The following is a 25,729-nucleotide window of genomic DNA, read 5'->3' as shown; positions in this document are numbered from 1 at the left end:
GTGAATGTAACGTAGTCATGTGATTTGATCACAGGAAAGTAACACGAGAGCGTCGCGGGAGACGCAGGTCGGGAGCAAAGATGCGAGCAGTTGTATTCACGGCGGAGGGGCAGCTGTCCCTCGAAGAGCGGTCGAAGCCCACGCCCGGTTACAAAGAGATCCTGATCGAGACGGCGGCGGTCGGTATCTGCGGAACCGACACGCACGTCTTCGACGGCGAGTTCGAGGGCACCGTCTTCCCGCTCGTTCCCGGTCATGAGGCGACCGGCACGATCGTCGCGCTCGGCGAAGGCGTCAACAGCGGCGTGTTCGATTTCAAGGTCGGCGACCACGTCGCGATCAACCCCAGCACGACCTGCGGCGAATGCGAATTCTGCCTCAACGGGCACCAGAACCTCTGCCGATTCTGGAACGGTCTCGGCGTCGTCGCCTCCGACGGCGCATCGCAGGAGTTCTTCACGGCCCCAGCCGGCAACGTGTACAAGCTCAAGCCGGAGACCGACCTCTACCAGGCCGCCCTCATCGAGCCGCTGGCCTGCGCGATCCGCGGCTGGGACGTGCTGCCCCGCCGCATCGGAGACCACGTGCTCGTCTACGGAGCCGGCACCATGGGACTGCTGATGGCTCAGCTGGCCACCCGCGCCGGCGCAGCATCGGTGAGCATCGTCGACCTGAACGTCGACCGCCTCGCGGTCGCGGAGGAGTGCGGCATCGAGCTGCGCTACACATCGGCGGACGACGCCGACCGCGAGAAGTGGGACGTCGTCATCGACTGCACGGGCAACCTGCGCGCGATCGAAGACGCCCTGACCCGCGTCAAGCCGGCCGGATTCTTCCAGGACTTCGGCGTCGCTCCCGCCGACGGCACCGCGAAGTTCTCTCCATTCCGCGTGTACCGCGACGAGATCTCGATCGTCGGGACGATGGCCGTGCTCAACTCCTTCGGCCGCGCGGTCGAGATGTTCGAGGCCGGCGCGATCAACGCGAAGGCCATGATCAGCCATTCCTTCATCCTCGACGACTACGAAGAGGCGTTGGAGCTGTTCCGTCGTGGTTCGGGCCGCAAGCTCCAGATCCGCCCGAACGACACCGAGTCCAGGGTGCTGATCCCGTGAGCGCGTCGACCACCGCAAGCGCACCGGTGAAGAAGCCGCGGCGATCGCTGTCGACCGGCGCCAGGCGCGGCATCTGGATCGGCGTCGTCGTACTCGTGATCCTCGGTCTGGTGCTGGGGACGCGTGTCGTTCCGGCCGATGACCCGCTCGCGCAGGGCACGCAGAAATTCGACCCCGCCACATACGGCGCTGAGGAGTTCCCGACGGTGCAGTCCGAGATCGTCGATCGTGCCGTCGAGGCTGACGTCCTCGCCGCGGCCGTCGCAGCCGACCCGGCAGCGGCTGCTGAGGAGTATGCGGTGCAGAGCTCCGGCGGCCCCGTGTACAGCACGACGTTCACCGGTGTCGTCGGTGAAGGTCAGTCCGGCATCTATGAGGTGGCGGTCGAGGGCTTGCCCGCGGACCTGCTGATCCGAGTGCAGACCGGCCCGGCCATCAACGGAACCGAGCTGCGCGACGCGACGGGCGAGATCGAGTTCGGGCAGTTCGTCAACCAGATCGACTTCCAGAACGCCGCGGCGGCACTGAACGAGGAACTGAAGACTCAGGTGCTCGCCGACATCGATCCCGCCGCGCTCACAGGCAAGACGATCGAGGTCACCGGCGCATTCACTCTGATCAATCCGAGCTCCTGGCTCGTCACCCCGGTCGAACTGAGCGTGCAATGAGCGACGACTTCGACGACGTCGTCCTCGAGGCGCGCAACGTCGTCAAGACATACGGCGGCACCAGAGCGTTGAAGGGCGTGAACTTCGAGATCCGTCGTGGGACGGTGACGACCCTCTTCGGAGAGAACGGCGCCGGCAAGTCGACGCTGATGAAGATCCTCTCCGGTGTCGAACAGCCGACCTCCGGTGAGATCGTCCTCGACGGTGAGCCGGTCGTGTTCCATTCCACTAACGACGCGCGCGAGCGCGGCATCTCGATCATTCACCAGGAGTTGAGCCTCGCCCCGAACCTCTCGGTGCGCGACAACATCTTCATGGGACGCGAGATCACCGGTCCGTTCGGGATCGACTTCGCAGAAGAGGCGCGGCAGACGCGCGAGCTTCTCGCCGACCTGCTTCCCGGCGTCGAACCCGACACGCATGTCAACGACCTACGCGTCGGCCAGCAGCAGATCATCGAGATCGCTCGCGCGCTCTCGGTGAACTCGCGCATCCTCATCATGGACGAGCCGACGTCGGCTCTGGCGGCAGCGGAAGTGGAGATCCTCTTCGGGATCGTCCACGATCTCACCGCCCGCGGTGTCGCGATCGTCTACATCTCGCACCACCTCGAGGAGGCGCTCGAGATCACCGATCACGCTGTCGTCCTGCGAGACGGAACCATGACGGCGAAGGATGAGCGGGCGAACATCGATCTCGAGTGGATCGTGCGGAACATGGTCGGTGACAACTTCGACCTCGGTTCGCCGCCCACCGGATACGATTTCGGCGACACGATCCTCAGCATCCGTGATCTGCGCGTCCTCGATCCGGAGAACTCGGAGCGATCGATCGTGAACGGCCTGAGCCTCGATGTCAGGGCGGGCGAGATCGTCTGCCTGTACGGGCTGATGGGCGCCGGGCGCACCGAGCTGCTCGAGGCGGTCGCCGGGCGCGATCGGATCGACGGCGGCGAGATCCTGCTCGACGGCACTTCCCTCGGCGACGACACGATCGCGGAGCGCATCGCTCTCGGGATCGGACTCGTGCCGGAGGATCGCCAGCGCGACGGTCTCGTGCAGACCTTCGACGTCGGCACGAACCTCACCCTCGCGAGCCTGGGCGATTCCCTGCGGAACGGGGTGCTCTCGCGCCGCACCGAGAAGAAGATCGCACAGGACCTCATCCGTTCGGTGACGGTGAAGACACCGGGACCGGAACTGCCGATCGGCTCACTCTCGGGAGGCAACCAGCAGAAGGTCGTGATCGGGAAGGTCATCGCGACCGACCCGCGCGTGATGCTCCTCGACGAACCGAGCCGAGGCATCGACATCGGCGCAAAGGGCGAGGTCTTCCGACTTCTCGCCGAGCGTGCCCGCGAGGGACTCGCCGTCGTGTATTCGACATCTGAGGTCGGCGAATGCCTCAGCATCGCCCACCGCATCATCGTCCTGCGACGCGGCCAGATCTCCGCCGAGTTCGGTCCGGACGCCACGAAGGAAATGATCATGGCCGCCTCCGGCGAGGCCGTGGCCGCGTAGAGAACTTGAGAACGGACCGACAATGACGACGACAACGACCGCCATCCTCGAGAACAAGAAGAAGTTCTCGCTCACACGAGTGCTCATCGAAGGCAGGGCCTTCCTCGCCCTGATCCTGATCATCGTGGTGTTCTCACTGATGTCACCGAACTACCTCACCTTCGACAACGTCCTGATCATGGCGTCGCACGTCGCGATCTACGCCATCCTCGGACTCGGGATGCTGCTGGTCGTGCTCAACGGCGGCATCGATCTCTCGGTCGGCTCGACGCTGGGCTTCTCCGCGGTGATCGCCGGCTTCCTCATGCAGGGCGTGCCGATCAACATCTTCGGCGTGATCCTCTACCCGAGCATCCCCGTGGTCGTGGTCATCTCCTGTGCCGTCGGCGCCGCAGTGGGACTCGTCAACGGCATCCTGGTGTCCAAGTTCAAGGTCGCGCCGTTCGTCGCGACCTTGGGCATGCTCTACGTCGTGCGCGGTCTCGCGCTCCTCATGACCAACGGCCTCACGATCAACGACCTCTCGGGTGACGAGGCGCTGGGTAACACCGGCTTCAACTGGCTCGGCTTCAACCGGGTGCTGAACATCCCGATCGGCGTCATCATCATGATCCTGATCGCGATCGTGCTCGGCTTCGTCCTCGGGCGCACGCGCTTCGGTCGCTGGCTGTACGCATCCGGAGGCAACGAGCGTGCGGCCGAGCTCTCGGGTGTGCCGGTGCGCGGCGTGAAGATCTGGGTCTACGTCATCTCCGGCATCTGCGCGGCGGTCGCGGGTCTCATCCTCGCCTCGACGCTCACCAGCGCCAGCCCCACGGCCGGCAACACCTACGAGCTGACGGCGATCGCTGCGGTCGTGATCGGTGGCGCATCGCTGATGGGCGGCCGGGGCAATGTGCGCGGCACGCTGCTCGGCGCTTTCGTGATCGGATTCCTGTCCGACGGCCTCGTCATCGTGGGCGTCTCCGCGTACTGGCAGATGATCTTCATCGGCGCCGTGATCGTCGTCGCAGTGCTGCTGAACAGCCTGCAGTACGGCCGCCGTCGTCGCCCCGCTGCGGCGACGCCGCCCGCGAAGGCGACCCCGCCGGTCGCGGAGCCGACCCCGCCGGTCCCGGAGCCGGCCGCGAAGAACTGATTCGCATTCACACGACCTGCAACACCCACCAAGAGAAAGGACGCATCAAATGATGCGCAAGAAGGCAATCGCCTCGATCATCGCCACAGGCGCGCTGATCATCTCGCTCGCCGGATGCGCCGGAGGCAGCACGGACGCTCCTCCGACGGATGCCGAAGGCGGAGATGCCGGCGGTCTCATCACCATCATCGTGAACGACCCCGCGAACCCGTACTGGAAGACAGAGGGCGACGTCGCCGCCGCAACGGCGGAAGAACTCGGCTACAAGTCCAGCGTGGGCGCGCACAAGGGCGACACGAACACCGAGAACACCCTCATCGACACGGCGATCTCGAACAAGTCCGTCGCGATCATCCTCGACCCTGCGAACGCCGACGGTTCGGTCGCTGCGGTCAAGAAGGCCGAGGCTGCGGGGATCCCTGTGTTCCTCGTGAACGCCGAGATCAACGAGGTCGGAATCGCCAAGGCGCAGCTCGTCTCGAACAACGCTCAGGGAGCCGCTCTCGGCGCCCAGGAGTGGGTGTCTCAGATGGGTGAAGCCGGTGACTACGTCGAGCTGTTCGGCGCTCCTTCCGACAACAATGCTCAGACCCGCTCCAACGGCTTCCAGACCGTGATCAGTCAGTACCCCGGCCTGGTCGAGGTCGGCGAAGAGGTCGCCGATTGGGACCGCACCAAGGGGCACGACAAGATGCAGTCGCTGCTGCAGTCGAACCCGTCGCTTACCGGTGTGATGGCGGGCAACGATGAGATGGCTCTCGGTGCCATCGCAGCCCTCAAGAAGGCCGGCAAGCTCGAGGGCGTCGTCGTGGGCGGCTTCGACGGCGCGCCGGATGCTGTCTCCGCCGTCATCGCGGGGGAGATGGCGTACACCGTCCTCCAGCCCGTCGCGGTGTTCTCGAAGAAGGCCGTCGAGCTCGCCGACGAGTACATCCGCACCGGCACCGCACCGGAGACCGAGAAGCAGTCGTTCGACTGCATCCTCATCACGAAGGACAACGCCGACAAGATGACCGAGCCCTTCACCTACACCGAGTAAGCCGCACGGCGGTGAATGCGGGGCGGATGCTGAACGGCATCCGCCCCGCCCCGATACTTCGCCCGATCTCAAAGACGGCCCGATCTCAAAGAGGGCGCGATCTCAAGAAGAGACTGACGAGAGGCAACATGAGTTACGTTCTGAACGACCCCGCTGATTTCGCGGACGAGTCCGTGATCGGCTTCGTCGCCGCGCACGGCACCCTGGTGCGGCGGGTCTCCGGTGGTGTCGCGCGCGCACAGGCCACGCCGTCCGGACAGGTCGCGATCGTCATCGGAGGCGGGTCGGGGCACTATCCGGCGTTCGCGGGGCTCGTCGGTGCCGGTCTCGCCCACGGTGCAGCGATGGGCAACGTCTTCGCCTCGCCCAGTGCGCAGCAGATCTACTCCGTTGCCAAGTCCGTCGCGACGGATGCGGGCGTGCTCCTCAGCTACGGCAACTACGCCGGCGACGTGCTCAACTTCGATCAGGCCGAGAAGCGGCTGCGCGATGAGGGCATCCCGTGCCGCACAGTGCGGGTGACCGACGACATCTACAGCGCCGCATCCGCGGAGAAGTCAAAGCGGCGTGGCATCGCCGGCGACCTCGCCGTGTTCCGTGCCGCCTCATGGGCCGCAGAGCAGGGCATATCGCTCGACGATGTCGCCGAGATCGCAGCCCGTGCCAACGACCGGACCCGGTCGATCGGCGTCGCGTTCTCCGGGTGCACGCTCCCCGGTGCGTCGGAGCCGCTCTTCACCGTTCCCGCGGGACACATGGCCGTCGGAATGGGCATCCACGGCGAACCGGGCATCTCGGTCGTGCCGCTGCCAACGGCTCGAGAGCTCGCCGCCGTCCTCGTCGGAGGGCTCCTCGGCGAGGTGCCCGACGGTGTCGCCGTCGACGGTGCGCACGCCGCTGTCATCCTGAACGGGCTCGGCGCGGTCAAATCCGAAGAGCTGTTCGTGATCTACGCCACGGTGATCGAGCTCCTGGCGGAGGCCGGAGTCACGATCGTCGAGCCGGAGGTCGGCGAATACGCGACGAGTTTCGAGATGGCGGGGGTTTCACTGACACTGTTCTGGCTGGACGATGAGCTCGCCCGGGCCTGGGCTTCGCCTGCTTACACTCCGGCGTACCGCAAGGGCGCCGTCGAGACATCCGCCGCGGATGCCGTGGCAGATGCCGTCCAGGACACGGCCGTCGATGCCGAGGTCATCCCTGCTGCATCGCCGGACTCCGTCGAGATCGGCGCGGTCACCCTCGCGATCATCGACGCCATCCGCGACATGATCGATCGCGATGTCGACGAACTCGGCCGACTGGATGCGATCGCCGGCGACGGTGATCACGGCATCGGCATGCAGCGTGGCGCGCGCGCCGGAGCCGCCGCCGCACGCGCGGCGGTCGACGCCGGTGCGGGAGCGGGAACAGTGCTCTGCCGTGCAGGAGACGCGTGGGCAGACAAGGCCGGCGGCACGTCCGGCGCACTCTGGGGTGCGGCGCTGCGAGCCGCCGGAGAGCGCCTCGGGGACGAGATCCGGCCTGAGGCGGGCGACGTCGCCGAGGCGGTGGACGCCGCACGCGCGGCGATCCAGGGATACGGTAAGGCCTCTGTCGGCGACAAGACCATGGTCGATGCGCTCGTGCCCTTTGCGGAGGGGCTGACCGCGCGCGTCGCGGCCGGCACGCCGTTGGCGCAGGCCTGGGTGGCTGCAGCCGCCGACGCCACGAGCGCGGCAGAGGCGACATCCGCTCTTCTTCCCCGATTGGGGCGCGCACGACCTCACATGGAGAAGAGCCTCGGCACTCCCGACCCCGGCGCGATCTCGCTCGCGCGGGCGATGACCGTTGCGGGCCTGGTGCTCGCAGATGACAGCAGTACAGAGAAGGACTGAACATGACACGTGAATGGCGAATCGTCGTCGGATCCGACGACGCGGGGTTCGAGTACAAGGAAGCACTCAAGAAGGACCTGTTGAACGACCCGCGGGTCGCCGAGGTCATCGATGTCGGCGTCGACGCGAGCGGGGGCACGGCGTACCCGGTCGTCGCGATCGCGGCGGCGGAGAAGGTCCGCGCGGGAGAAGCAGACCGGGCCCTGCTCGTGTGCGGCACCGGTCTGGGCGTCGCGATCGCGGCGAACAAGGTGCCGGGGATCCGTGCTGTCACGGCGCATGACAGCTATAGCGTCGAGCGCAGTGTGCTCAGTAACAACGCTCAGGTGCTGACATTCGGACAGCGAGTCGTGGGCCTGGAACTGGCACGCCGATTGGCGCGCGAATGGCTCGGATACGAGTTCGACGAGTCCTCCGCATCGGCGCAGAAGGTCGCCGTCATCGAGGGCTACGAGGCCACGGGGACCTGTGGCTGACGACGACGGACGGCCTGTTCTGCTCGGCGCGAGCCTCAAGCTCTATCTCGACATCGATACCAGCGTCGCGTGGGCCGAATCTCTCGCTGTGATCGCTCGTGCGCACCCCGCTGTCATCGCGGGGGAGGTGCGCCTGTTCATCCTGCCCTCGCTTCCCGCCCTGGATCGCGTGATCGCGGCCGTCGCGGGCTCGCCGATCGCCGTGGGCGCCCAGGACCTGTTCTGGGCCGATCGCGGCGCCTATACGGGGGCGGTCAGCGGTGCCGACCTCGCGCGGCTGGGATGCCGGTATGTCGAGGTCGGGCACGCGGAACGGCGACACGTCTTCGGTGAGGACGACGCGATCATCCGGCGCAAGCTCACGGCCGCTGTGCGCAACGGGCTCACCCCGGTGCTGTGCGTCGGCGAGGAGACACGGCAGGACGCGGACCTCGCGGCCGAGACCTGCATCGCTCAGATCGAATCGGCGATCGCCGACAGCGGAGACCTCAGCGATCTCGTCGTCGCATACGAGCCGGAATGGGCGATCGGACAGGCCGAGCCGGCCTCGCCCGACCACGTGACAGAGGTCGTCGCACGGCTGCGCGCTCATCTCGCACAGCGGGGCCTCGGTGCCGCAGCGGTGATCTACGGCGGCAGCGCGAAGCCCGGACTGCTGAGTACGCTCTCCTCAGGTGTCGACGGATTGTTCCTCGGTCGATTCGCCCACGAGCCGCAGGCATTCGCGAGCATCATCGACGAGGCCGCCAGGGCACGTTGAGAGGGAGAAGATGAGCAGCAGTTCCCCAGCAGTGCCGTCGCGGACGGACCGGCAGCAATCTCGTCAGCTGGCGATCAGCGAGGCCGTGATGGCCGCGGGATCCCTGCGTATCGAGCAGATCGCAGAGCGGTTCGGCATCAGCGTCATGACCGTCCACCGCGATCTCGACGAGTTGGAGGACCGAGGGCTGCTGCGTAAGAGCAGGGGAGTGGCGACCGCCAGTTCCACGGCGCTGGTCGAATCCAGCGATGTGTACCGGGTGGGGCGACAACAGGCCGAGAAGGAGGCCATGGCGCTCGCCGCCATGGAGTTCGTCGAGCCGGGGCAGGCGATCATCCTCGACGACTCGACCTCGACGATGCACCTGCTTCCGCACCTGCACACGAAGACGCCTCTGACGGTCATCACCAACACGCTGACGATCATGAACGACCTGCGCGGTATGCGCGGCATCGAGATGATCGGCCTCGGCGGAGAGTTCTACAACTGGTGCAGCGCCTTCATGGGGCGCATCACCGTGCGGGAGATCGCCGAGCTGCGTGCCGATCTCTTCGTGATGTCGACCTCGGCCATCGTGGACGACATCTGCTTCCACCAGACGCTGGAGACCGTCGACGTGAAGCGGGCGATGTTCGAATCGGCGAGCAAGCGCGTGCTGCTGGCGGACAGGACGAAGTTCGACAAGCGAGCGCTGCACGCGATGCTGCCGCTGGCCGACTTCGACGTGGTCGTCGTCGACGCAGCCACCGATCGTCGGCACATCGACCGGATGCGGGACGCCGGCGTCAACGTGCACATCGCACGCCGCCCGGCCGCCGCCCGCTGAGCGGATCTGGCGCGCTTCGCGACGCGGTCATCCGGTCTGAGGTAACGTCTCGGGCATGGCCACCGCAACGACGCAGACCCGCAGACGTGAGGCGTTCGGCTCACGCAATGTGTTCATCCTCTCGGCGATCGGCTCAGCCGTCGGCCTGGGGAACATCTGGCGCTTCCCCTACGTCGCGTACGAGGGCGGCGGTGGCGCGTTCCTCATCCCATACCTGTGCGCGCTGCTGACCGCAGGCATCCCGCTGCTGTTCTTCGATTACGCGATCGGGCACCGGTTCCGCGGCTCCGCTCCGCTCGCCTTCCGCCGGATCCATCGCGCGGCCGAGCCGCTCGGCTGGTGGCAGGTTCTCATCTGCGTGGTGATCGCCGTGTACTACGCGGTCATCATCGCCTGGGCGGCAATGTACACCTGGTTCTCCGCCCAGCTCACGTGGGGGCCGGGGAACGAGAACGACTTCTTCTTCACCGACTTCCTGCAGTCCGCCGACGTCGCTGAAGGCGGCGTCTCGACGGACTTCGTGCCGCAGGTCGGCATCCCGCTGGTCGTCGTCTGGCTCGTCGTGATCGTGATCATGGCTCTCGGAGTCAAGCGCGGCATCGGCCGGGCGAACATGATCCTCATGCCGCTGCTCACGGTCATGTTCGCGATCCTCGTCGTGCAGTCGCTGTTCCTGCCGGGTGCCATGGAGGGCCTCAACGCCTTCTTCACCCCGAACTGGGAGGCACTGGCCGACCCTGGTGTGTGGGCATCCGCATACGGCCACATCTTCTTCTCGCTCTCGGTCGCGTTCGGGATCATGGTGACCTACTCGTCGTATCTCAAGCGCAAGACCGACCTGACCGGCTCAGGACTCGTCGTCGCATTCGCCAATTCGGGTTTCGAGATCCTCGCCGGCATCGGCGTCTTCGCCGCGCTGGGCTTCATGGCGCAGGCGCAGGGAACAGACGTCTCCGGCGTGGCGTCGTCGGGGATCGGACTCGCGTTCGTGGCCTTCCCGACCATCGTCTCGCAGGCGACCGGCGGCTCGATCATCGGCGTCCTGTTCTTCGGAGCGCTCGTGTTCGCGGGCATCACCTCGCTCATCTCCATCCTCGAGGTGATCGTCGCAGCCCTCCAGGACAAGCTCGGCTGGAGCCGCGTGCGCACCACTCTCACGGTGTCGATCCCTCTCGCGGTGATCTCGATGGCGCTGTTCTCCACGACCACGGCACTGACGGTGCTCGACACGGCCGATGCCTTCGTCAATGCCTTCGGCATCATGGCGGTCGCCCTCGTCGCGGTGATCGTCGTCGCCTGGGTGTTCCACAAGCTGCCCGTGCTGAAGGACCACCTGAACCGGCGCTCGAGCTTCCCCGTGGGACGGATCTGGATGCTGCTGGTCGGCGTGCTCGCCCCCGTCGTGCTCGGCTACCTGCTGATCAGCGAGCTCATCACGAAGATCTCCGAGCCCTACGGCGGGTACCCCGCCTGGTTCCTCGGCGTCTTCGGATGGGGCATGGTGATCGCCCTCGTCGTGATCGGGGTGCTGCTTTCGCTCATGCCGTGGAGCGGACGCTCGCACGCCAAGGATGACCCGGACTACGACGAGTTCCTCGTCGACGAGCACTACGATCCCGACCCGGAGACGGATACGATCCGGATCGCGGAGACGCACGAGAAGGGAGCGGGTGCATGACCACCACAGCCATCATCATGATGATCATCGCGATGGTCACGGTCTGGGGCGGCCTGATCGCCGCGATTGTGAACCTCGCACGCCATCCCGAGGTCGCCGAGTCCGAACCGGAGGTCCTGCGCGTCGAACTCTGAGGACTTGTCTCACTCCGAAGCCACGCTGCTCGTGTGGTGCGGCATACCGACCGGCTTCGACTCGCTGGATCCTCGCTGGCGCAGATAGATCGAGAAGGCGACCATCGCCCCGACCGCGAGGAACTCCGATTGCCAGTTCTGCAGCGTGCGGTTCCAGAACTCCGGTGAAACCAGGTAGTCGCCCCACGTCTCAGGAGGCAGCCCGTGCTGCACGTTCTGCTCGTTCACCACGATGTGTCCCGCGAGTGACTGCGCAAGCCAGGAGAGCAGGAAGACCGAACCCATCATGAGCAGGAGTGAGTTCGAGTAGATCCACAGTCGCACGCCTTGCGCCTTCGCCCAGCGCGGCGAGTCCGCTCGCGCGTAGGTCCCGACGTGCTGTTCCTCATCGCTGCCGACGCCTTCGTCGCCGTACTTCTTCGACTCGGGCGATCCGCGCTGGATCAGCCAGATCGTCGCGAAGATGAAGAGGAAGAACTGGAGGAACTCGGACTGCCAGTTCTCCGCCACATCGACGAGGAAGTCCGACGAGGTGACGAACTCGATGTACGTCACCGGCGCCTGCCCATGCTGCATGAGTTCTTCGTTGTTGTACGCGTGACCGGCGAAGGACTGGCCGAGCAGCGCGAGCACGAAGATGATCAGAAACGCCACGCTGAGACTGCTGGTCCGGAGGAAATGACGCACGACGATCACCGGCCCGTCAGCGGCAGGATGATCATGATCGCGAGCCCCACCACGATGATCACCGTCCACGACCAGAATGCGGCGCGCATCGCGCTTCTTGTCTCACCGTCACCTGACATGTCGGCTCCTCTCGGTCTCGGAGACGATCCTGTCGCACTGGTGGGCGCAGGGATGCACCCTTGACAACAGCCCTCTGGGTCGGCATCTGCAGCGAGGAGGCTTCAACCGATCGAACGGCCCGCATTCGCTACGCGCTATAGACCCCGTGGCCGCTGTCCGACATACTGACGCGCATGGATGCCATCAATGAATTCGTGTTGTCCGGCGGCAATCTGCTCTAGACCTGGATCGTCCTTCCCGTCCTCGTCCTTCTGGGCCTCTACTTCACGATCCGATCCGGTGTGGTGCAGTTCCGGCTCATCCCCGAGATGTTCCGCACGCTCACCGACAGGACTCCACGTGACGAGAACGGTGAGCCGCAGTCGGTTTCGGCGTTCCAGGCCTTCACGATCTCCGCAGCATCCAGGGTCGGCGTCGGCAACATCGCAGGCGTCGGCACGGCGATAGCCATCGGCGGCCCCGGTGCGATCTTCTGGATGTGGGCGATGGCCTTCGTCGGCGGAGCATCGAGCTTCATCGAGTCGACCCTCGGACAGCTGTACAAGGTGCGCGACAAGGACGGCTTCCGCGGCGGCCCCGCCTACTACATGCAGCACGGCCTCAAGGCTCGCTGGATGGGCATCGTCTTCGCCGTGATCCTCATCATCTGCTTCCCGTTCGCGTTCAGCTCGCTGCAGGCCAACACGATCAGCGCGACGATCTCCTCGAGCTTCGGCGGCGAGGTGGGATGGATACCGTGGGTGGTCGGCGTCGCACTGGCGATTCTGACGGCCATGGTGGTGTTCGGCGGACTTCGCCGCATCGCGAGCGTGACGCAGGCCGTCGTTCCGGCGATGGCGCTCGGCTACCTCCTGCTCGGCCTTGTCATCGTGGGCATGAACATCGAGGCGCTCCCCGGTGTTTTCGCATCCATCTACACGGAGGCCTTCGGATTCAACGAGGTCGTCGGAGCGACGATCGGCGTCATCATCATGAACGGCGTGAAGCGCGGCATGTTCTCGAACGAAGCAGGCCTCGGTTCCGCCCCGAACGCCGGCGCCAGCGCCGCCGTCACGCACCCGGTCAAGCAGGGACTCGTCCAGACCCTGGGCGTCTACTTCGACACGTTCCTGGTCTGCTCCATCACCGCGTTCATCATCCTCGTCTCCACACCGGATCTCGCGAACGCGGCACAGGGGATCGGTTTGACGCAGAACGCGATCGTCTCGAACCTCGGTGAATGGTCGAACGTGCTTCTGAGCATCATCATCTTCCTGCTGGCGTTCAGTTCGATTCTCGGCAACTACTACTACGGCGAGTCGAACATCGAGTTCATCACGACGAACCGCACGGTGCTGCAGAGCTATCGCACGCTCGTCGTCCTGGTGATCCTGTTCGGTTCGGTCGCCTCCGCCGACCTCATCTGGAACACCGCCGACGGCATCATGGGCCTCATGGCGCTGGTCAACCTGATCGCCATCGGACTGCTCTCCGGTGTCGCATTCAAGCTGCTGCGCGACTACACCCAGCAACGGCGAGAGGGCAGGGATCCGGTGTTCACCCGAGACAGACTGCCCGAGGTCACCGGCATCCAGAGCTGGATCGACGAGCTCAGCGTCACCGGTCCGCTGCAGGTCGTGAAACGCGAGTCGCGGAGGTGACGCGCGACGTCATCCGGCGATCTGCGCGCATCCGTCACGGCATGATGGACGGATGACACTCACAGGCGGCGACGCGATCAGCAACTGGGCGGGCAACGTCGTCTTCACTCCGACGGCTGTCCTGCGCCCGAGAGACGTCGCCGAGGCGCAGCAACTCGTCGCGGATGCTCCTCGGATCAGAGCGCTCGGCACAGGCCACTCCTTCAACGACATCGCCGACGCCCCGCAGCTCATCTCGATGCGAGATGTCTCGTCGTCGTTCGAACTGGACGAGACGGCCCACACGGTCACGGTGCCAGGAGCGGCACCGTACGGGGCGGTCGCCGCGTTCCTGCACGAGCACGGCTGGGGCCTGCACAACCTCGGCTCGCTGCCGCACATCTCAGTGGCGGGCGCGACCGCGACGGCCACTCACGGTTCCGGCGACGGCAACGGCGTGCTGTCGACAGCCGTGCGGGGCATCGAGCGCATCGGCGCAGACGGCGAGCTGAGTTGGGTGCACGCGGGAGACTCGGATTTCGCCGGCAGCGTCGTCGCGCTCGGCGCTCTCGGGGTCATCACCAGGTTGCGGCTGGCGATCGAACCGACGTACGACGTGACGCAGCAGGTGTACACGGGGGTGGGCTGGGACACCTTCCTTGCGGAGTTCGACGAGATCATGGCGTCGGCGTACAGCGTCAGCGTGCTCGGGAAATGGGCGGAGCCGACACTGTCGACGCTGTGGCTCAAGCATCGCGCTCCCGCAGATCAGGACGGATCAGTGGATGCTGCGCCGCGGGCGTTCGGCGGAGAAAGAGTCGCCGCGGAGGTGCACGCCATCATCACCGGCGACGCGCCCGATGACAACATGACGCTGCTGGGTACTCGCGGTGCCTGGTCGACGCGGCTCGCGCATTTCCGATTCGACCGCGACCCCAGCGCCGGTGGAGACGAGATCCAGTCCGAGTTCTTCGTGCCGCGAGCGGTGGCCGTCGATGCGCTGCGCGCCATCCGGCCGCTCGGCGCACGGATCGACCCGCTGCTGCACGTGAGCGAGTTCCGCACGTTCGCGGGGGACGACCTCTGGCTCAGCGGGGGCGAGGGAGGCGCACGGGTCGCCATCCACTTCACCTGGCGCCGGCGTCCCGCCGAGGTCGCAGCCGTCCTGCCGGACATCGAGGCGGCGCTTCGGCCCTTCACTCCGCGCGCGCACTGGGGAAAGGTGTACACGACCGGATTCGATCAGGCGGCGGGCTTCCGTCGACTCGGTGACTTCGCTGCGCTCGCCGCGCGCGTCGACCCGACGGGGAAGTTCCGCAACGCACACCTGGATCGCGTACTGGCGATCAGTGGTTCCGAAGCGCCTCGATGAGCTCGGACTTGCGCTTCTTCGAGTAGCCGGTGAGGCCCAGCTCCTTGGCGCGCCCGCGCAGGTCGTCGACCGTCCAATCCTCGTAGTCGCCTGCCTTGCCTCCTCGTCGGCCGACCTCCGAGCGTCCGCGTCTGGTCCCACCGGTGGCGTTCGATATGCGGGCGGCCTTCTCCTTGGAGGCGCCGTCGTCGCGGAGTTCCTCGTAGAGCTCCGGGTCCTTCAAACGTGAATTCGCGCCGCGTGGCATGTTCTGCTCCTTCGTGGTTGAAATCGTGCATCAGGTGGGATGGTGGTCACTGAAGTCCTCTGTGCGCTCACGCAGCAGACGGACGCCGGCCTCGACGGTCGCCGAAAGCACGGCATCCGGATCACCCTCGAACTGGAGGTGCTCGTGGCCGCGCTGATCATGCATCGCCCAGCCCAGATACACCGTGCCCGGCGGATGACCGTCTTCGGGGTCGGGTCCGCCGACGCCTGTCGTCGCGACGCAGACGTCTCCGCCGAACAGCTCGAGACCGCCGACTGCGAGCTGTTCGGCGCACTCGGCGGAGCACGGATCGACTCCGGCCGACACATTGAGAAGGTGCTGTTTGACGTCGGTCATGTACGCGACGATGCCGCCGGCGAACCAGCTGCTGGCGTCGTCGCCGGCACCGATCGCGTGCGCGAGGCCACCGGCCGTGAGCGACTCGACCACCGCGACGCGAAGCGCGTCAGCGATAGCCACCCGACTGAGCCGGTCGATCTCGTCGCTGAGCTGCACGGCAGGCCTCCAAGTTCTAGCGTGAGATGCTCTCGACGGTCTTGCCGGTCGTCTCGGGCGCCAGCGCCCGTGCCACATCGGCTTGGCTGATGATTCCCACCAGGAGGCGATCCTCGATCACGGGAAGCCGGCGGATCTGATGCTCCCGCATCTTCTCCAGCGCGATGTGGATGTCGTCCGCGGCATCGACTGTCACCGGCTTGCCCAGTGCGAGTGCGCGTGCCGGCGTGCTCTCTGGATCGAGCCCCTCGGCGACGGCCCTGACCACGATGTCGCGGTCGGTGAGCATGCCCTTCAGTTTCCTGTCCTCGCCGCAGATCGGCAGCGCTCCCACGTCGAGTTCGGACATCAGGGATGCGGCGATGCTCAGTGAGTCGTTCTCGCCGATGCACCGCGGTGCGGGGGTCATGATGTCCCGCGTCATCGTCATCGTCATTCCTCTCTCCTCCTTCGTCTTCTTCGCGTCACGATAGGGGCGCGGCACGGCGGGCGCAGAGGGGGTTGACAGCGTCAGCCGTCCTTCACCTCGAGTCCGCCCTCGGGGCCGTCGCCGTCGGACAGCGAGTAATCCGGTCGTGCGGGTTGCGGCGGCTGATCGTCCAACTCGCCGCCCTCGCGCCCTCCGAACGGACGGCCGTGATCGGCGAACTCCTCCCTGCTGAACACCAGGGTCCACGGCCCGGCGGTGAAGCGTGCACCGGTGCGCAGGACCTCCGAGCGGTCGCCGCCGTCGGTCTCGGCGGACAGCGGATTCGCGTTCATCTCGCCGGCACCGTGCAGTGTGAGCACGTACTCGTCCCGCTCGTCATGGGCGATCGTCGCGTGCACTGGATCCGTGTCGGCGAGACGGAGCTCATTGCCCTCTGCGCTGCCGACGCGCACAGTGTCGGTCGTGATGTGATGCACCGAGCGATCGTCCTCGCGCGAGATGAGCAGCCGCGGGTCGCCCGCGCCCCATCCCGCGTGGGTCGTGGTGGGCTTGTACCCCGGCGCGGTCTGATCGGTCATGTCCGGCTCCCTTCGAACTCACTGGAACCGCAAGGCTATGCGGCACCGGAACCGCAGGGGAGGGGCTTGACCCCTGGCGTGCGCGGGGCTATCGCGCAACGTCACGGCGATGACGGCTTAGGCTACTGACAGGTGCGAGAGCATGTACGCGCGCACGAACACGGAGCGGCACGGAAGCGGGGGACCATGGGCAAGTTCATCTACGAGGGCGGCGTCAAGGTCGAGATCGAAGACCGCGCCCTGCTGCACATGCAGCTCGTGATCAGCGCGAAGCTGCGGCGAGGTGAGCCGTTCGCATTCAGCTGGCGCGAAGATGCCAGCGTCGGAGGCGGCCGCACGACGGTGTGGGTGCATCCGGGCAGCGCGATCGTCTACAAGTACTACGGCGGGCGGCAGCCCTCCGTGAATCGTGCATGGGTCGATGCGCTGGCGTTCACGGCGAACTCGCCGGCCGGCCTCTACCTCGTTCCCGAGCCTGCAGACGCGGGCGCCGCAGCGGGAACAGCGGAGATGTCGACGGTCCCGCCGATCAGCTGATCCTCGTCGATGGGGCGTTCGGTGACCGAATCGACGCTCGTCATCGTGATCCACCCCTGGGCGAGGCACGCGGCGTCGCTGTCATCGGTGGGGATGTTCGGCAGCTCCTCGACGGCGAGGCGCACGTAACTCTCGTCGCTCTCCGCCACGGTCGTCTGCACGATGCCGAACGGCGCCAGCGTGCACTGGCGGATGCCGCGGGGGTCGGTGCGGTTGGGCGCGTTCACATTGAGTGCTGTGCCTCGCGGCTGCGCTGTCAGCGTGGGAAGCAACGTCATGGCCGCGCGGGCGGCGGTGTTCCAGTGGAACGCCTGCGGATTCATTCCGACGTCGAGTGACACGGCCATCGCCCAGGCCCCGTTCAGCGCTCCGGTGAGGGCGGCGCCCACGGTACCGGAATGCAGGATCGCCCGTCCGACGTTGGCTCCGTGATTCACACCGGAGAGCACGAGGTCAGGGGCGGGTCCGAACGCACCGCGTGCCGCGATCATCGCAATCAGCCCAGGGCCGCCATGCACGGCGAAAGCATGCACATCCGGCAGTGCATCCAGCGTGCGGCGGTCCACGGCTATGCGCCCATCGGACTCGCTCGCCATGATCGACGCGCTCGACCCGCTCGACTGCGCAGCGGGCGCGGCGATCGTGACCTCGATCCCGGCCTGGATCGCAGCATCCGCCAGTGCCACCAGGCCCGGTGCGTCGATACCGTCATCGTTGGTGATCAGCGCCCGGTGCGTCATGATTCCTCCGTCTCGGTCTCCGCCAGCGCGGCCAGCCCGTCGGGGCTGACTCGTCCGTGCGGCGCTTCATCCGCATCACCCTGCGGACGCTCTCGTACCTGCACGCGCTCGCGCAGCTGTGCGATCGCATCGGCGTCGCCGGTGCCGAGCCCGTGGCGCGTGACGTTCAGCGCACCGGCGGCCGCGCCGAGCGTGACGGCATCTCGCAGTCGCTCGCCGCGGGTGAGTGCGGCCACGACGCCTGCGGTGAGGGAATCGCCGGCCCCGCGCGTCTCGTTCTCCTCGAACGGCGGAAGGGACACCTCGATCAGGCCGTGATCGTCCAGGACCAGCAACGGCTCTGATGACCGCGTCACGACCACCGCGCCGGCGCCCTGCCTGCGAAGCTCATGCATCGCGTGGGTGATCTCGGGTACCGTCGTCTCGCGCACGAGACCGTCGCGGCGCAGTTCCTCATGGCTGACCTTGAGCACATCGACGCCCCCTTCCACGACGGCCTCCAGACGCTCACCGGCGAGATCCGCGATGACCAGGCGCCCGTCGCTGCGCAGATCGATCGTCAGCCGACGGTAGAGGTCGGACGGCACTGTGGCGTCGCCGGCCGGCCCGCTGAGGAGGACCGCCTTCGAGTCGGCGCTGCTGTGCAGCATCGCACCGTAGAGATCGTCTCGTGCATGGCGGTCGATCGCATCGCCTTCCTCCTCGGCGATCACGAGTCGCTGGCCCTGACGGCGGTCGTGCAGATACGCGGACCCGCGACCCTCGCGCTCGACGGCGACGACAGTGAACCCCTCGTCCTCGAGCAGGTGCTTCAGGGTCCGACCGACCTCTCCGATCAGGACGCAGCACATCGTCACCGAGACGTCGAGTCTGCGCAGCATCCGGGCCTGCCACACGCCCTGCCCGCCCGCGTGCACGTGGATCTCGGAGCCCTGGGGGTGGTCTTCGACGGTCACCGTCAGGGTCGGAGACGGGGCGAGTATCGTCACGTCGCTCATGATGGCTCCCTTCGTTCACAGTTCACGCATCCTCTCAATGAGATCGGTGCGATGCCTCCCCGTTGACATCCGCACGCGATCTCACTAGCCCGTCGAAGTGTCAACCCCCTAGGCGTGATCTCGTGAGCGAAGGAAGCTCGGATCACACTCACCTTCCCCAGAGAGGAGTGCTGATGCACACCGAGGATCCCCGCTACGCCCACCCCGACGATGGCTTCCCCGCACAGCAGCAGGAGCAACCGGGACAGACCGAGCAGATGCGACCGACGCCGGATCACGGCGAGGACAGTTACGAAGGACACGGGCGCCTGGACGGACGGCGCGCGCTGATCACCGGAGGAGACTCCGGGATCGGACGTGCGGTCGCCATCGCGTTCGCACGTGAAGGCGCCGACGTCGCCATCGTCCACATGCCGGAGGAGCAGAAGGATGCTGACGAGACCCTGCGCCTGGTGCGTGAGGCCGGACGAACCGGGCTCGGCCTCGCCGGCGACGTGCGCGACGAGGAGTTCGCCACCGAGTGCGTGCTGGAGGCCAGGCGGGCGCTCGGCGATCTCGACATCCTCGTCCTGAATGCGGGCTATCAGCACGATGTGCCCGGTTTCGCGCACCTGGACACCGAGGCGATGCGCCGTGTGTTCGACACGAACCTGGCCGGGATGCTGTTCTCGGCACGTGCGGCATTCCCCAACCTGCAGCCGGGCTCCAGCATCATCGTCACCGCATCCATCCAGTCGTTCGAACCCTCCTCCGGACTCATCGACTACGCCATGACCAAGGCCGCTCAGGTCGCGTTCGTCAGAGCGCTCGCCGAAGAGGCCGGCCCCCGTGGCGTGCGGGTCAACGCGGTGGCACCCGGCCCGATCTGGACGCCACTGATACCGGGGACCGGATGGGACGAGGAAAAGATCCGCAAGTTCGGCGCTGACACACCGCTCGGCAGGGCCGGACAGCCGGCGGAGCTCGCCGGCGCCTATGTATACCTCGCTTCGGGCGAGGCATCGTACGTATCCGGAGCGGTTCTGCCGGTGACTGGAGGGAAACCACTATGACGATGACAGCCCCGGAGCCTCCGAGGCCCGAGACGACGACCTGGGAGATCATCCCGCTCGGACACGGCGCCTGGCGCATCAGCGACGGCTCCAGAAAGCAGACGGATGCGGGACGCCTCGTCGCTTACGTCGACCGCAACGACACCGGCACGCTCGAGGTCCTCTGGTTGCGGAGCCCCTGCCCGAACCGGTCGCGGTACCGGAGCATCGATGAGCTCCTGTCCGACCTCGATGCCGCCGTCGCACAGGGCACGGCGCCGGCTCGATCGACGCGGCCGAACGAGATCCCGCATTTCCCGCCCGCCTGACCGAGGCGGCTCGGCGTGATCCCGAGGTCGGGCGTGATCCCGATCAGTGAAGTGCGTTCCCGTCAACGACGCGCGAACACGGCCCCGGGGTTCAGGATGCCCTGCGGGTCGAGGGCGTGCTTGATCCGCTCGTTGAGTTCGAGCACGTCCGGGCCGAGGTAATCCTCCAGCCACGGCTGCTTGAGCCGGCCGACGCCGTGCTCTCCGGTGATCGTCCCGCCGAGCGCGATCGCAAGATCCATGACCTCGCCGTACGCGACGTGCGCACGCTGACGCTGTGCGTCATCGGCCGGATCGAACACCAGTAGCGGATGCGTGTTGCCGTCGCCCGCGTGGGCCAGCACCGCGATCGTGATGTCGTGCTCCGCGGAGATCGCCGCGATGCCGAGCACGAGATCGCCGAGGCGGGGGATGGGCACGCCTACGTCCTCCAGCAGGATGCTTCCCTGCTTCTCGACGGCGGGGATCGCCATGCGCCGCGCCTGCACGAACGCCTCGCCCTCGTCGGCGTCCGCGGTGAGGTAGCACTCGCTTGTGCCGTTGTCGATGCAGATCTGTTCGATGATCGCGATCTCGGCCGCGGCCACTGCCGGATCGTCGTCCGACTGGATCACCAGCATCGCGGCGGCGTCGGTGTCCAGGCCCATCCGCGTCGCGGCCTCGACGGCCCGGATCGTCGGCCGATCCATGAACTCCAGCATCGACGGACGAGTGGCGCGGGTGATGGCGAGCACCGCATCCGTCGCCCCGGTGAGCGTCGGGAAGGAGGCGACCAGTGTCGTCGGGGGCTTCTGCGGCGGCACCAGGCGCAGGATGACCTCGGTGATGACGCCGAGGGTGCCCTCGCTGCCCACGAAGAGCTTCGTGAGCGAAAGCCCTGCGACATCCTTGACGCGAGGCCCGCCCAGGTTCACGGCGCGCCCGTCGGCGAGCACGACGGTCATCCCGAGCACGTAGTCGGTCGTCACTCCGTACTTCACGCAGCACAATCCGCCCGCGTTCGTGGCGACGTTGCCGCCGATGGAGCAGAACTCGAAGGACGACGGATCCGGCGGATACCAGAGCCCCTGTGCGGCTGCCGCGGCCTTGACCTCGGCGTTGAACGCCCCCGGCTGCACGACGGCCATGCGGGTGGCGGGCTCGATGCGGATCTCTCTCATGCGATCCAGTGAGAGCACGATCGCTCCATCCATCGCCGTGCTCCCGCCCGAGAGCCCTGAGCCCGCTCCGCGTGGGATGACGGCGGTGCCGGTCGCGGCGGCGAGCCGCACCGTGGCCTGCACGTCCTCGGTGCACGTCGCCCGCACCACGGCCAGTGGAGTGCCGGCATTCGGATCGTTCGCCCGATCCCATCGGTAGGCGTCCATGGAAGCCGGATCGGTGATCACCGTGTCGGTCGGCAGCTCGGCGATGAGCCGATCGATGAGCAGAGCGCCAGTGCTGTGCATGGGTTCCTTCCCTCTCGACACACACTAACAACAGCCGCGGATGGCGCACCCGCCCCGACGCGCGTAGCGTTCCGGGTATGGACGATCACCGACCCGACCCCGCCGAAGAACGACACCCGGAGCACCCCGCCGCGCACGAAGAAGGGGGCGCACCTCTGGGTGGCGACGAGACCACCGAGCAGGAGCTCGACGCCGACAATGCGGTCGAAGAAGACGCGCTGAAGGCGCTGAACCCGGACGACTCTCCCGCCTGACCCTGCCCCACCCGCCTGACCTGGACGTCTTGGGCGCCCTCGGCGCGCGTGCGGGTGAGAAACTTGAAGCATGAGCGCTTCCCTCGATGTCACCTCGCTGGCGGATGCTGAGATCCACCGCCTCCGCGAGGACTTTCCGATCCTGCAGACGCAGGTGAACGGGCATCCGCTCGTCTACCTCGATTCCGGTGCGACCTCGCAGCGTCCTGTGGCGGTGCTGGATGCCGAACGCGAGTTCCTCACGACCCTCAACTCTGCAGTCCACCGCGGCGCGCACACCCTCGCAGCCGAGGCGACCGAGGTGTTCGAAGACGCCCGCGCCTCCGTCGCACGCTTCGTCGGCGCCGACGACGACGAGATCGTCTGGACGTCGAACGCCACCGAGGCGATCAACCTCGTCGCGTACGCGTTCTCGAACGCATCAGTGGGCCGCGGCGGATCGGCTGCCGAGAGGTTCCGGCTCGGCGAGGGCGACGAGATCGTCACGACCGAGATGGAGCACCACGCGAACCTCATCCCGTGGCAGGAACTCGCAGCCCGCACCGGCGCGACACTGCGGGTGATCCCGCTCGACGACGACGGCGCACTGCGTCTCGACGAAGCCGCAGCGCTGATCGGGCCCCGCACCAGAATCGTCGCCGTCACGCACGTCTCCAACGTGCTCGGCGTCATCAACCCCGTCGAGCAGCTGATCGCCGCAGCACACGAGGTCGGGGCGCTCGTGCTGCTCGATGCCTGCCAGTCCGCACCGCACCTGCCGCTCGATGTGAAGGCGCTCGACGTCGACTTCGCGGTGTTCTCGGGTCACAAGATGCTCGGCCCGACGGGCGTGGGTGCGCTCTACGGACGTCGTGAACTGCTCGAGGTCATGCCGCCGTTCCTCACCGGCGGATCGATGATCACGACCGTCACCACCACCGGGGCCGAGTACCTGCCTCCGCCGCAGCGCTTCGAGGCCGGCACCCAGCGGGTGTCGCAGGCCGTCGCGCTCGCCGCCGCGGTCGATTACCTCTCCGCGGTCGGCATGACCAGGATCGCCGAGCACGAGGCCGCGCTCGGCCGCCGCCTCGTCGAGGGCCTCTCCGCGATCGAGGGCGTGCGCGTGCTCGGTGCGGGCATCGATCTGCCGCGCGTGGGACTTGCGAGCTTCGACATCCCCGGCATCCACTCGCATGACGTCGGGCAGTTCCTCGACGACCAGGGCATCGCGGTGCGGGTCGGACACCACTGCGCGCAGCCGCTGCATCGACGACTCGGAGTCACCTCGTCGACGCGGGCCAGCACCTATCTCTACTCGACAGAGGATGAGGTCGATGCGTTCCTCGAGGGCGTCGCAGCGACGATCGAGTTCTTCGGGGTGCGCTCATGACCTCCAGCGATCTGCAGAATCTGTACCAGGAGCTGATCCTCGATCACTCGCGCACCCCGCACGGTTTCGGGCTGCGCGACGAGGTGGAGGCCCAGTCGCATCAGCTGAACCCGACCTGCGGCGATGAGATCACGCTGCAGGTGCATGCGGCTCCCGACGGCACGATCGAGGCGATCGCGTGGGAAGGGCACGGCTGCGCCATCTCGCAGGCGTCGGCGTCGCTGTTCGCCGAACTGGTCGAGGGCATGACCGTGCCGGAGGTCATGACCCGCATCGATGCGTTCCGCGAGGCCATGCGCTCGCGGGGCAGGATCGAGCCCGATGAGGAGCTGCTCGGCGATGCGGCGGCCCTCGGCAGCGTCTCACGCTACGTCGCCCGAGTGAAGTGCGCCATGCTCGGCTGGGTCGCCGCAGAGGACGCCATCCGCAAACTGCGCTGATCCCCGGCGACGCGCACATGTGACGTCGTGTGTCGCTTCATGAACGAGCGTGTCGTCATCGCGTGACCTGCGGCGCCCCGGTGCGGATGCTGGGGACATGAGCCACCTCGTCAGCGTGGCGCAGCTGATCCATCTGCAGCGCGCCGAAGAGCACGGCACCGGCCCGGCCGTGCGGCTGCTCGACGTGCGCTGGAGACTCGATCGCCCTGAGGGGAGGCCGGAGTATCTGGCGGCGCATCTGCCTGGAGCCGTCTACGTCGACCTGGAGCATGAACTCGCTCGCCGCGGCGAGCCGGCGGAGGGGCGGCATCCGCTCCCGGAAACCGACGATCTGCAGCGCGCCGCACGCGGGTGGGGCCTCGACGACGGCGACACCGTCGTCGCGTATGACGACAACCGGAGCGTGCCCGCGGCACGACTGTGGTGGCTGCTGCGCCGGTTCGGCGTGGACGTGAGAGTGCTCGACGGTGGCATCCGCGCCTGGGCGGGCGAGGGAATGCCGCTCGAGCGCGGCGATGTGCTCCCCGAGCCCGGCAGGATCACTTTCGCAGGCGACGCTGCCGGAGTGATCCTGCTCGACCAGGTCGAGGCGTTCCGCGATCGCGGTGTGCTGCTCGACGCGCGCACGCCAGAGCAGTACAGCGGAGCGCAGACCGCGACCGATCCGGTCGGCGGGCACATCCCCGGCGCCGTGAACCTGCCGGCGATGGCGACGGTCACCGGCGACGGCCGACTCCAGCATCCTGATGCTCTGCGCCGCATCTTCGCAACCGCAGGAGTGGATGCCGGCACCGAGGTCGCCGTCTACTGCGGTTCAGGAGTGGCGTCGATGCACACGGTGCTCGCACTCGAGCAGTCGGGCATCCGCGCGCTCGTGTACCCGGGATCGTGGAGTCAGTGGTCGAACACCCGGGGGCAGCCGGTCGCCGTCGGGATCCTTCCCGATGGCAGGCTCACGAAGGTGTGATGTGCGAACGACATCTGCCGTCATGAGGGAATAGCGCCGGAGAGGACAGGTTCCCACTGACATGACCCACCTCGAAGGTCGTCAAGCGTTCAACCCCATCCGAGCTCGCAGATTGGGATACCAAATCTCACGCCGTTCTCAGAAGAGTGAGAGAATGCGCGAATGGGGGCGGAAAACGGAGAGCTCGAATCTGCGCGCGTGGCACGGGTGCTGCGCGACGACATCATGCTGGGGCGCCGATTGCCGGGCTCGCGGTTGGTGGAGCGGGATATCGCGGCGGAGCTGAACGTCTCGCGTCTACCGGTGCGCGAGGCGATCCGCGCTCTCGTCGGCGAGGGCGTCGTCACTCCCCGGCCGCGCAGTTGGGCGGTCGTGCGCAGCTTCACCCGAAAGGACATCGAGGATCTCGCCGAGGTGCGGGCCACGGTCGAGACGCTGCTGTTCGTGTATGCGGCGCAGCGTCACGACGCCGAGGGTCTGCAGACGCTGCGCGAACTGCTTGAGCGCGAAGAGCGTGCCGCGATCGCCGGCGAGGTCGATGAAGCCATGGCGCTGGCGGGCAGATTCCACGAGTACATGACGGTGCTGGCAGGCAACGAGATGTTCATGGAACTCGGGGCGGTCTTCGTCACCAGGTTGAGGTGGTTGTTCGGGAGGCACGAGGATCTGATGGCCGAGGCCGTGGAGCATCGCGCGCTGTATGAGGCGATCCGGGCTCGTGATGTCGAGCTCGTGCGCGAACTCGTGACCCGCCACCTCGAGCTCGGTGCGCTCACCGCACTCGAGCGATTCGGAGTCGCCCGGGCGTGAGGCCGG

At 66.9% G+C, this 25,729-nt stretch carries 29 protein-coding genes; 21 read left to right on the top strand and 8 right to left on the bottom strand.

The features are described 5' to 3' along the window. The first annotated feature begins 80 nt into the window (after positions 1–80). The 11 genes from JF52_RS0104475 to JF52_RS16765 all read left to right on the top strand — a co-directional run bounded on the left by JF52_RS0104475 (position 81) and on the right by JF52_RS16765 (position 11,231). On the top strand, positions 81–1,115 hold the full coding sequence (locus JF52_RS0104475) for a zinc-dependent alcohol dehydrogenase family protein (RefSeq protein ID WP_033105201.1): 1,035 nt from the start codon (positions 81–83) through the stop codon (positions 1,113–1,115). Then, the gene (locus JF52_RS0104470; RefSeq protein ID WP_033105200.1) at positions 1,112–1,783 is read left to right on the top strand and encodes a DUF2291 family protein; all 672 of its coding nucleotides are present in this window, start codon (positions 1,112–1,114) and stop codon (positions 1,781–1,783) included. The genes JF52_RS0104475 and JF52_RS0104470 overlap by 4 nt, the downstream gene beginning before the upstream one ends. Further along, complete coding sequence (locus JF52_RS0104465; protein ID WP_033105199.1) at positions 1,780–3,303, top strand: sugar ABC transporter ATP-binding protein; 1,524 nt, start codon at positions 1,780–1,782, stop codon at positions 3,301–3,303. Before JF52_RS0104470 ends, JF52_RS0104465 begins: the two co-directional genes overlap by 4 nt. Before the next feature lie 22 nt (positions 3,304–3,325). Further along, positions 3,326–4,441 carry an ABC transporter permease gene (locus JF52_RS0104460; RefSeq protein WP_033105198.1) on the top strand — a complete coding sequence of 372 codons (1,116 nt, stop codon included), beginning with the start codon at positions 3,326–3,328 and terminating at the stop codon, positions 4,439–4,441. A gap of 49 nt (positions 4,442–4,490) precedes the next feature. Then, positions 4,491–5,480 carry a D-ribose ABC transporter substrate-binding protein gene (locus tag JF52_RS0104455; protein ID WP_234001463.1) on the top strand — a complete coding sequence of 330 codons (990 nt, stop codon included), beginning with the start codon at positions 4,491–4,493 and terminating at the stop codon, positions 5,478–5,480. A 128-nt stretch (positions 5,481–5,608) separates the two neighbouring features. Further along, positions 5,609–7,357, top strand: coding sequence for a dihydroxyacetone kinase family protein (locus tag JF52_RS0104450; protein ID WP_033105197.1), 1,749 nt, complete (start codon positions 5,609–5,611; stop codon positions 7,355–7,357). Between the two features lie 2 nt (positions 7,358–7,359). After that, positions 7,360–7,833, top strand: coding sequence for a ribose-5-phosphate isomerase (locus JF52_RS0104445; protein ID WP_033105196.1), 474 nt, complete (start codon positions 7,360–7,362; stop codon positions 7,831–7,833). Then, a complete protein-coding gene (locus JF52_RS0104440) occupies positions 7,826–8,593 on the top strand; it encodes a triose-phosphate isomerase family protein (RefSeq protein ID WP_033105195.1) in 768 nt (255 codons plus the stop codon). The genes JF52_RS0104445 and JF52_RS0104440 overlap by 8 nt, the downstream gene beginning before the upstream one ends. A gap of 10 nt (positions 8,594–8,603) precedes the next feature. Continuing rightward, on the top strand, positions 8,604–9,419 hold the full coding sequence (locus JF52_RS0104435) for a DeoR/GlpR family DNA-binding transcription regulator (RefSeq protein ID WP_033105194.1): 816 nt from the start codon (positions 8,604–8,606) through the stop codon (positions 9,417–9,419). 55 nt (positions 9,420–9,474) lie between these two features. After that, positions 9,475–11,097 carry a sodium-dependent transporter gene (locus tag JF52_RS0104430; protein ID WP_033105193.1) on the top strand — a complete coding sequence of 541 codons (1,623 nt, stop codon included), beginning with the start codon at positions 9,475–9,477 and terminating at the stop codon, positions 11,095–11,097. After that, entirely contained in the window at positions 11,094–11,231 is a 138-nt protein-coding gene (locus tag JF52_RS16765; protein WP_084595566.1) for a methionine/alanine import family NSS transporter small subunit, read from the top strand. The genes JF52_RS0104430 and JF52_RS16765 overlap by 4 nt, the downstream gene beginning before the upstream one ends. 9 nt (positions 11,232–11,240) lie before the next feature. Here the strand turns inward: JF52_RS16765 and JF52_RS0104425 are convergent, their stop codons facing one another. Beyond that, on the bottom strand, positions 11,241–11,918 hold the full coding sequence (locus JF52_RS0104425; protein ID WP_033106302.1) for a DUF6766 family protein: 678 nt from the start codon (positions 11,916–11,918) through the stop codon (positions 11,241–11,243). Positions 11,919–12,265: 347 nt separating this feature from the next. On the opposite strand from JF52_RS0104425, the gene JF52_RS16270 reads away from it, so the two are divergent. Together JF52_RS16270 and JF52_RS0104415 are read left to right on the top strand one after the other, a co-directional pair. Further along, positions 12,266–13,678, top strand: coding sequence for an alanine/glycine:cation symporter family protein (locus JF52_RS16270; protein ID WP_235272360.1), 1,413 nt, complete (start codon positions 12,266–12,268; stop codon positions 13,676–13,678). Between the two features lie 52 nt (positions 13,679–13,730). Beyond that, entirely contained in the window at positions 13,731–15,029 is a 1,299-nt protein-coding gene (locus tag JF52_RS0104415; protein WP_033105192.1) for an FAD-binding protein, read from the top strand. Here JF52_RS0104415 and JF52_RS0104410 read toward each other — a convergent pair. The 4 genes from JF52_RS0104410 to JF52_RS0104395 form a co-directional block, all read right to left on the bottom strand. After that, on the bottom strand, positions 15,004–15,276 hold the full coding sequence (locus tag JF52_RS0104410; RefSeq protein ID WP_033105191.1) for a DUF7218 family protein: 273 nt from the start codon (positions 15,274–15,276) through the stop codon (positions 15,004–15,006). The two genes, JF52_RS0104415 and JF52_RS0104410, sit on opposite strands and share 26 nt — an antisense overlap. Positions 15,277–15,306: 30 nt before the next feature. Then, positions 15,307–15,792, bottom strand: coding sequence for a CinA family protein (locus JF52_RS0104405; protein WP_033105190.1), 486 nt, complete (start codon positions 15,790–15,792; stop codon positions 15,307–15,309). A 16-nt stretch (positions 15,793–15,808) separates the two neighbouring features. Further along, positions 15,809–16,222 carry a CBS domain-containing protein gene (locus JF52_RS0104400; protein ID WP_033106301.1) on the bottom strand — a complete coding sequence of 138 codons (414 nt, stop codon included), beginning with the start codon at positions 16,220–16,222 and terminating at the stop codon, positions 15,809–15,811. 80 nt (positions 16,223–16,302) lie between these two features. After that, complete coding sequence (locus JF52_RS0104395) at positions 16,303–16,800, bottom strand: hypothetical protein (RefSeq protein ID WP_052166746.1); 498 nt, start codon at positions 16,798–16,800, stop codon at positions 16,303–16,305. 186 nt (positions 16,801–16,986) lie between these two features. Here JF52_RS0104395 and JF52_RS0104390 point away from each other — a divergent pair, with 186 nt between their 5' ends. Beyond that, positions 16,987–17,337, top strand: coding sequence for a DUF7882 family protein (locus JF52_RS0104390; protein ID WP_033105189.1), 351 nt, complete (start codon positions 16,987–16,989; stop codon positions 17,335–17,337). On the opposite strand, the gene surE is transcribed toward JF52_RS0104390, so the two are convergent. Both surE and JF52_RS0104380 read right to left on the bottom strand, forming a co-directional pair. Next, complete coding sequence (surE, locus tag JF52_RS0104385; protein WP_084595563.1) at positions 17,259–18,077, bottom strand: 5'/3'-nucleotidase SurE; 819 nt, start codon at positions 18,075–18,077, stop codon at positions 17,259–17,261. The genes JF52_RS0104390 and surE overlap by 79 nt on opposite strands. Then, positions 18,074–19,075, bottom strand: coding sequence for a 1-phosphofructokinase family hexose kinase (locus JF52_RS0104380; RefSeq protein WP_033105188.1), 1,002 nt, complete (start codon positions 19,073–19,075; stop codon positions 18,074–18,076). Before JF52_RS0104380 ends, surE begins: the two co-directional genes overlap by 4 nt. A 173-nt stretch (positions 19,076–19,248) precedes the next feature. On the opposite strand from JF52_RS0104380, the gene JF52_RS0104375 reads away from it, so the two are divergent. Next, a complete protein-coding gene (locus JF52_RS0104375; protein WP_033106298.1) occupies positions 19,249–20,127 on the top strand; it encodes an SDR family oxidoreductase in 879 nt (292 codons plus the stop codon). Next, entirely contained in the window at positions 20,124–20,435 is a 312-nt protein-coding gene (locus tag JF52_RS0104370) for a hypothetical protein (RefSeq protein ID WP_033105187.1), read from the top strand. Before JF52_RS0104375 ends, JF52_RS0104370 begins: the two co-directional genes overlap by 4 nt. Before the next feature lie 62 nt (positions 20,436–20,497). Here JF52_RS0104370 and JF52_RS0104365 read toward each other — a convergent pair whose 3' ends face one another. Beyond that, the gene (locus JF52_RS0104365; RefSeq protein WP_033105186.1) at positions 20,498–21,883 is read right to left on the bottom strand and encodes an FAD-binding oxidoreductase; all 1,386 of its coding nucleotides are present in this window, start codon (positions 21,881–21,883) and stop codon (positions 20,498–20,500) included. 77 nt (positions 21,884–21,960) lie between these two features. Between JF52_RS0104365 and JF52_RS17415 the strand changes: the two genes are divergently transcribed. The 5 genes from JF52_RS17415 to JF52_RS0104345 all read left to right on the top strand — a co-directional run bounded on the left by JF52_RS17415 (position 21,961) and on the right by JF52_RS0104345 (position 25,723). Beyond that, entirely contained in the window at positions 21,961–22,137 is a 177-nt protein-coding gene (locus tag JF52_RS17415; RefSeq protein WP_160175023.1) for a hypothetical protein, read from the top strand. A gap of 70 nt (positions 22,138–22,207) precedes the next feature. Continuing rightward, positions 22,208–23,506, top strand: coding sequence for an aminotransferase class V-fold PLP-dependent enzyme (locus JF52_RS0104360; RefSeq protein ID WP_052166745.1), 1,299 nt, complete (start codon positions 22,208–22,210; stop codon positions 23,504–23,506). Next, positions 23,503–23,946: a Fe-S cluster assembly sulfur transfer protein SufU gene (gene sufU / locus JF52_RS0104355; RefSeq protein ID WP_033105185.1), complete on the top strand. Its 444-nt coding sequence runs from the start codon at positions 23,503–23,505 to the stop codon at positions 23,944–23,946. Before JF52_RS0104360 ends, sufU begins: the two co-directional genes overlap by 4 nt. Before the next feature lie 97 nt (positions 23,947–24,043). Further along, positions 24,044–24,913: a sulfurtransferase gene (locus JF52_RS0104350; protein WP_033105184.1), complete on the top strand. Its 870-nt coding sequence runs from the start codon at positions 24,044–24,046 to the stop codon at positions 24,911–24,913. A 162-nt stretch (positions 24,914–25,075) separates the two neighbouring features. Then, positions 25,076–25,723 (top strand): GntR family transcriptional regulator, encoded by a 648-nt coding sequence (locus JF52_RS0104345; RefSeq protein ID WP_033105183.1) that lies wholly within the window; start codon positions 25,076–25,078, stop codon positions 25,721–25,723. The last annotated feature ends 6 nt before the right edge of the window (positions 25,724–25,729 follow it).

The sequence above is a fragment of the Microbacterium profundi genome (assembly GCF_000763375.1).
GTDB lineage: Bacteria > Actinomycetota > Actinomycetes > Actinomycetales > Microbacteriaceae > Microbacterium > Microbacterium profundi.
The sequence above is the reverse complement of the archived record's forward strand: the minus strand, read 5'-3'. Positions and strand labels throughout refer to the sequence as shown.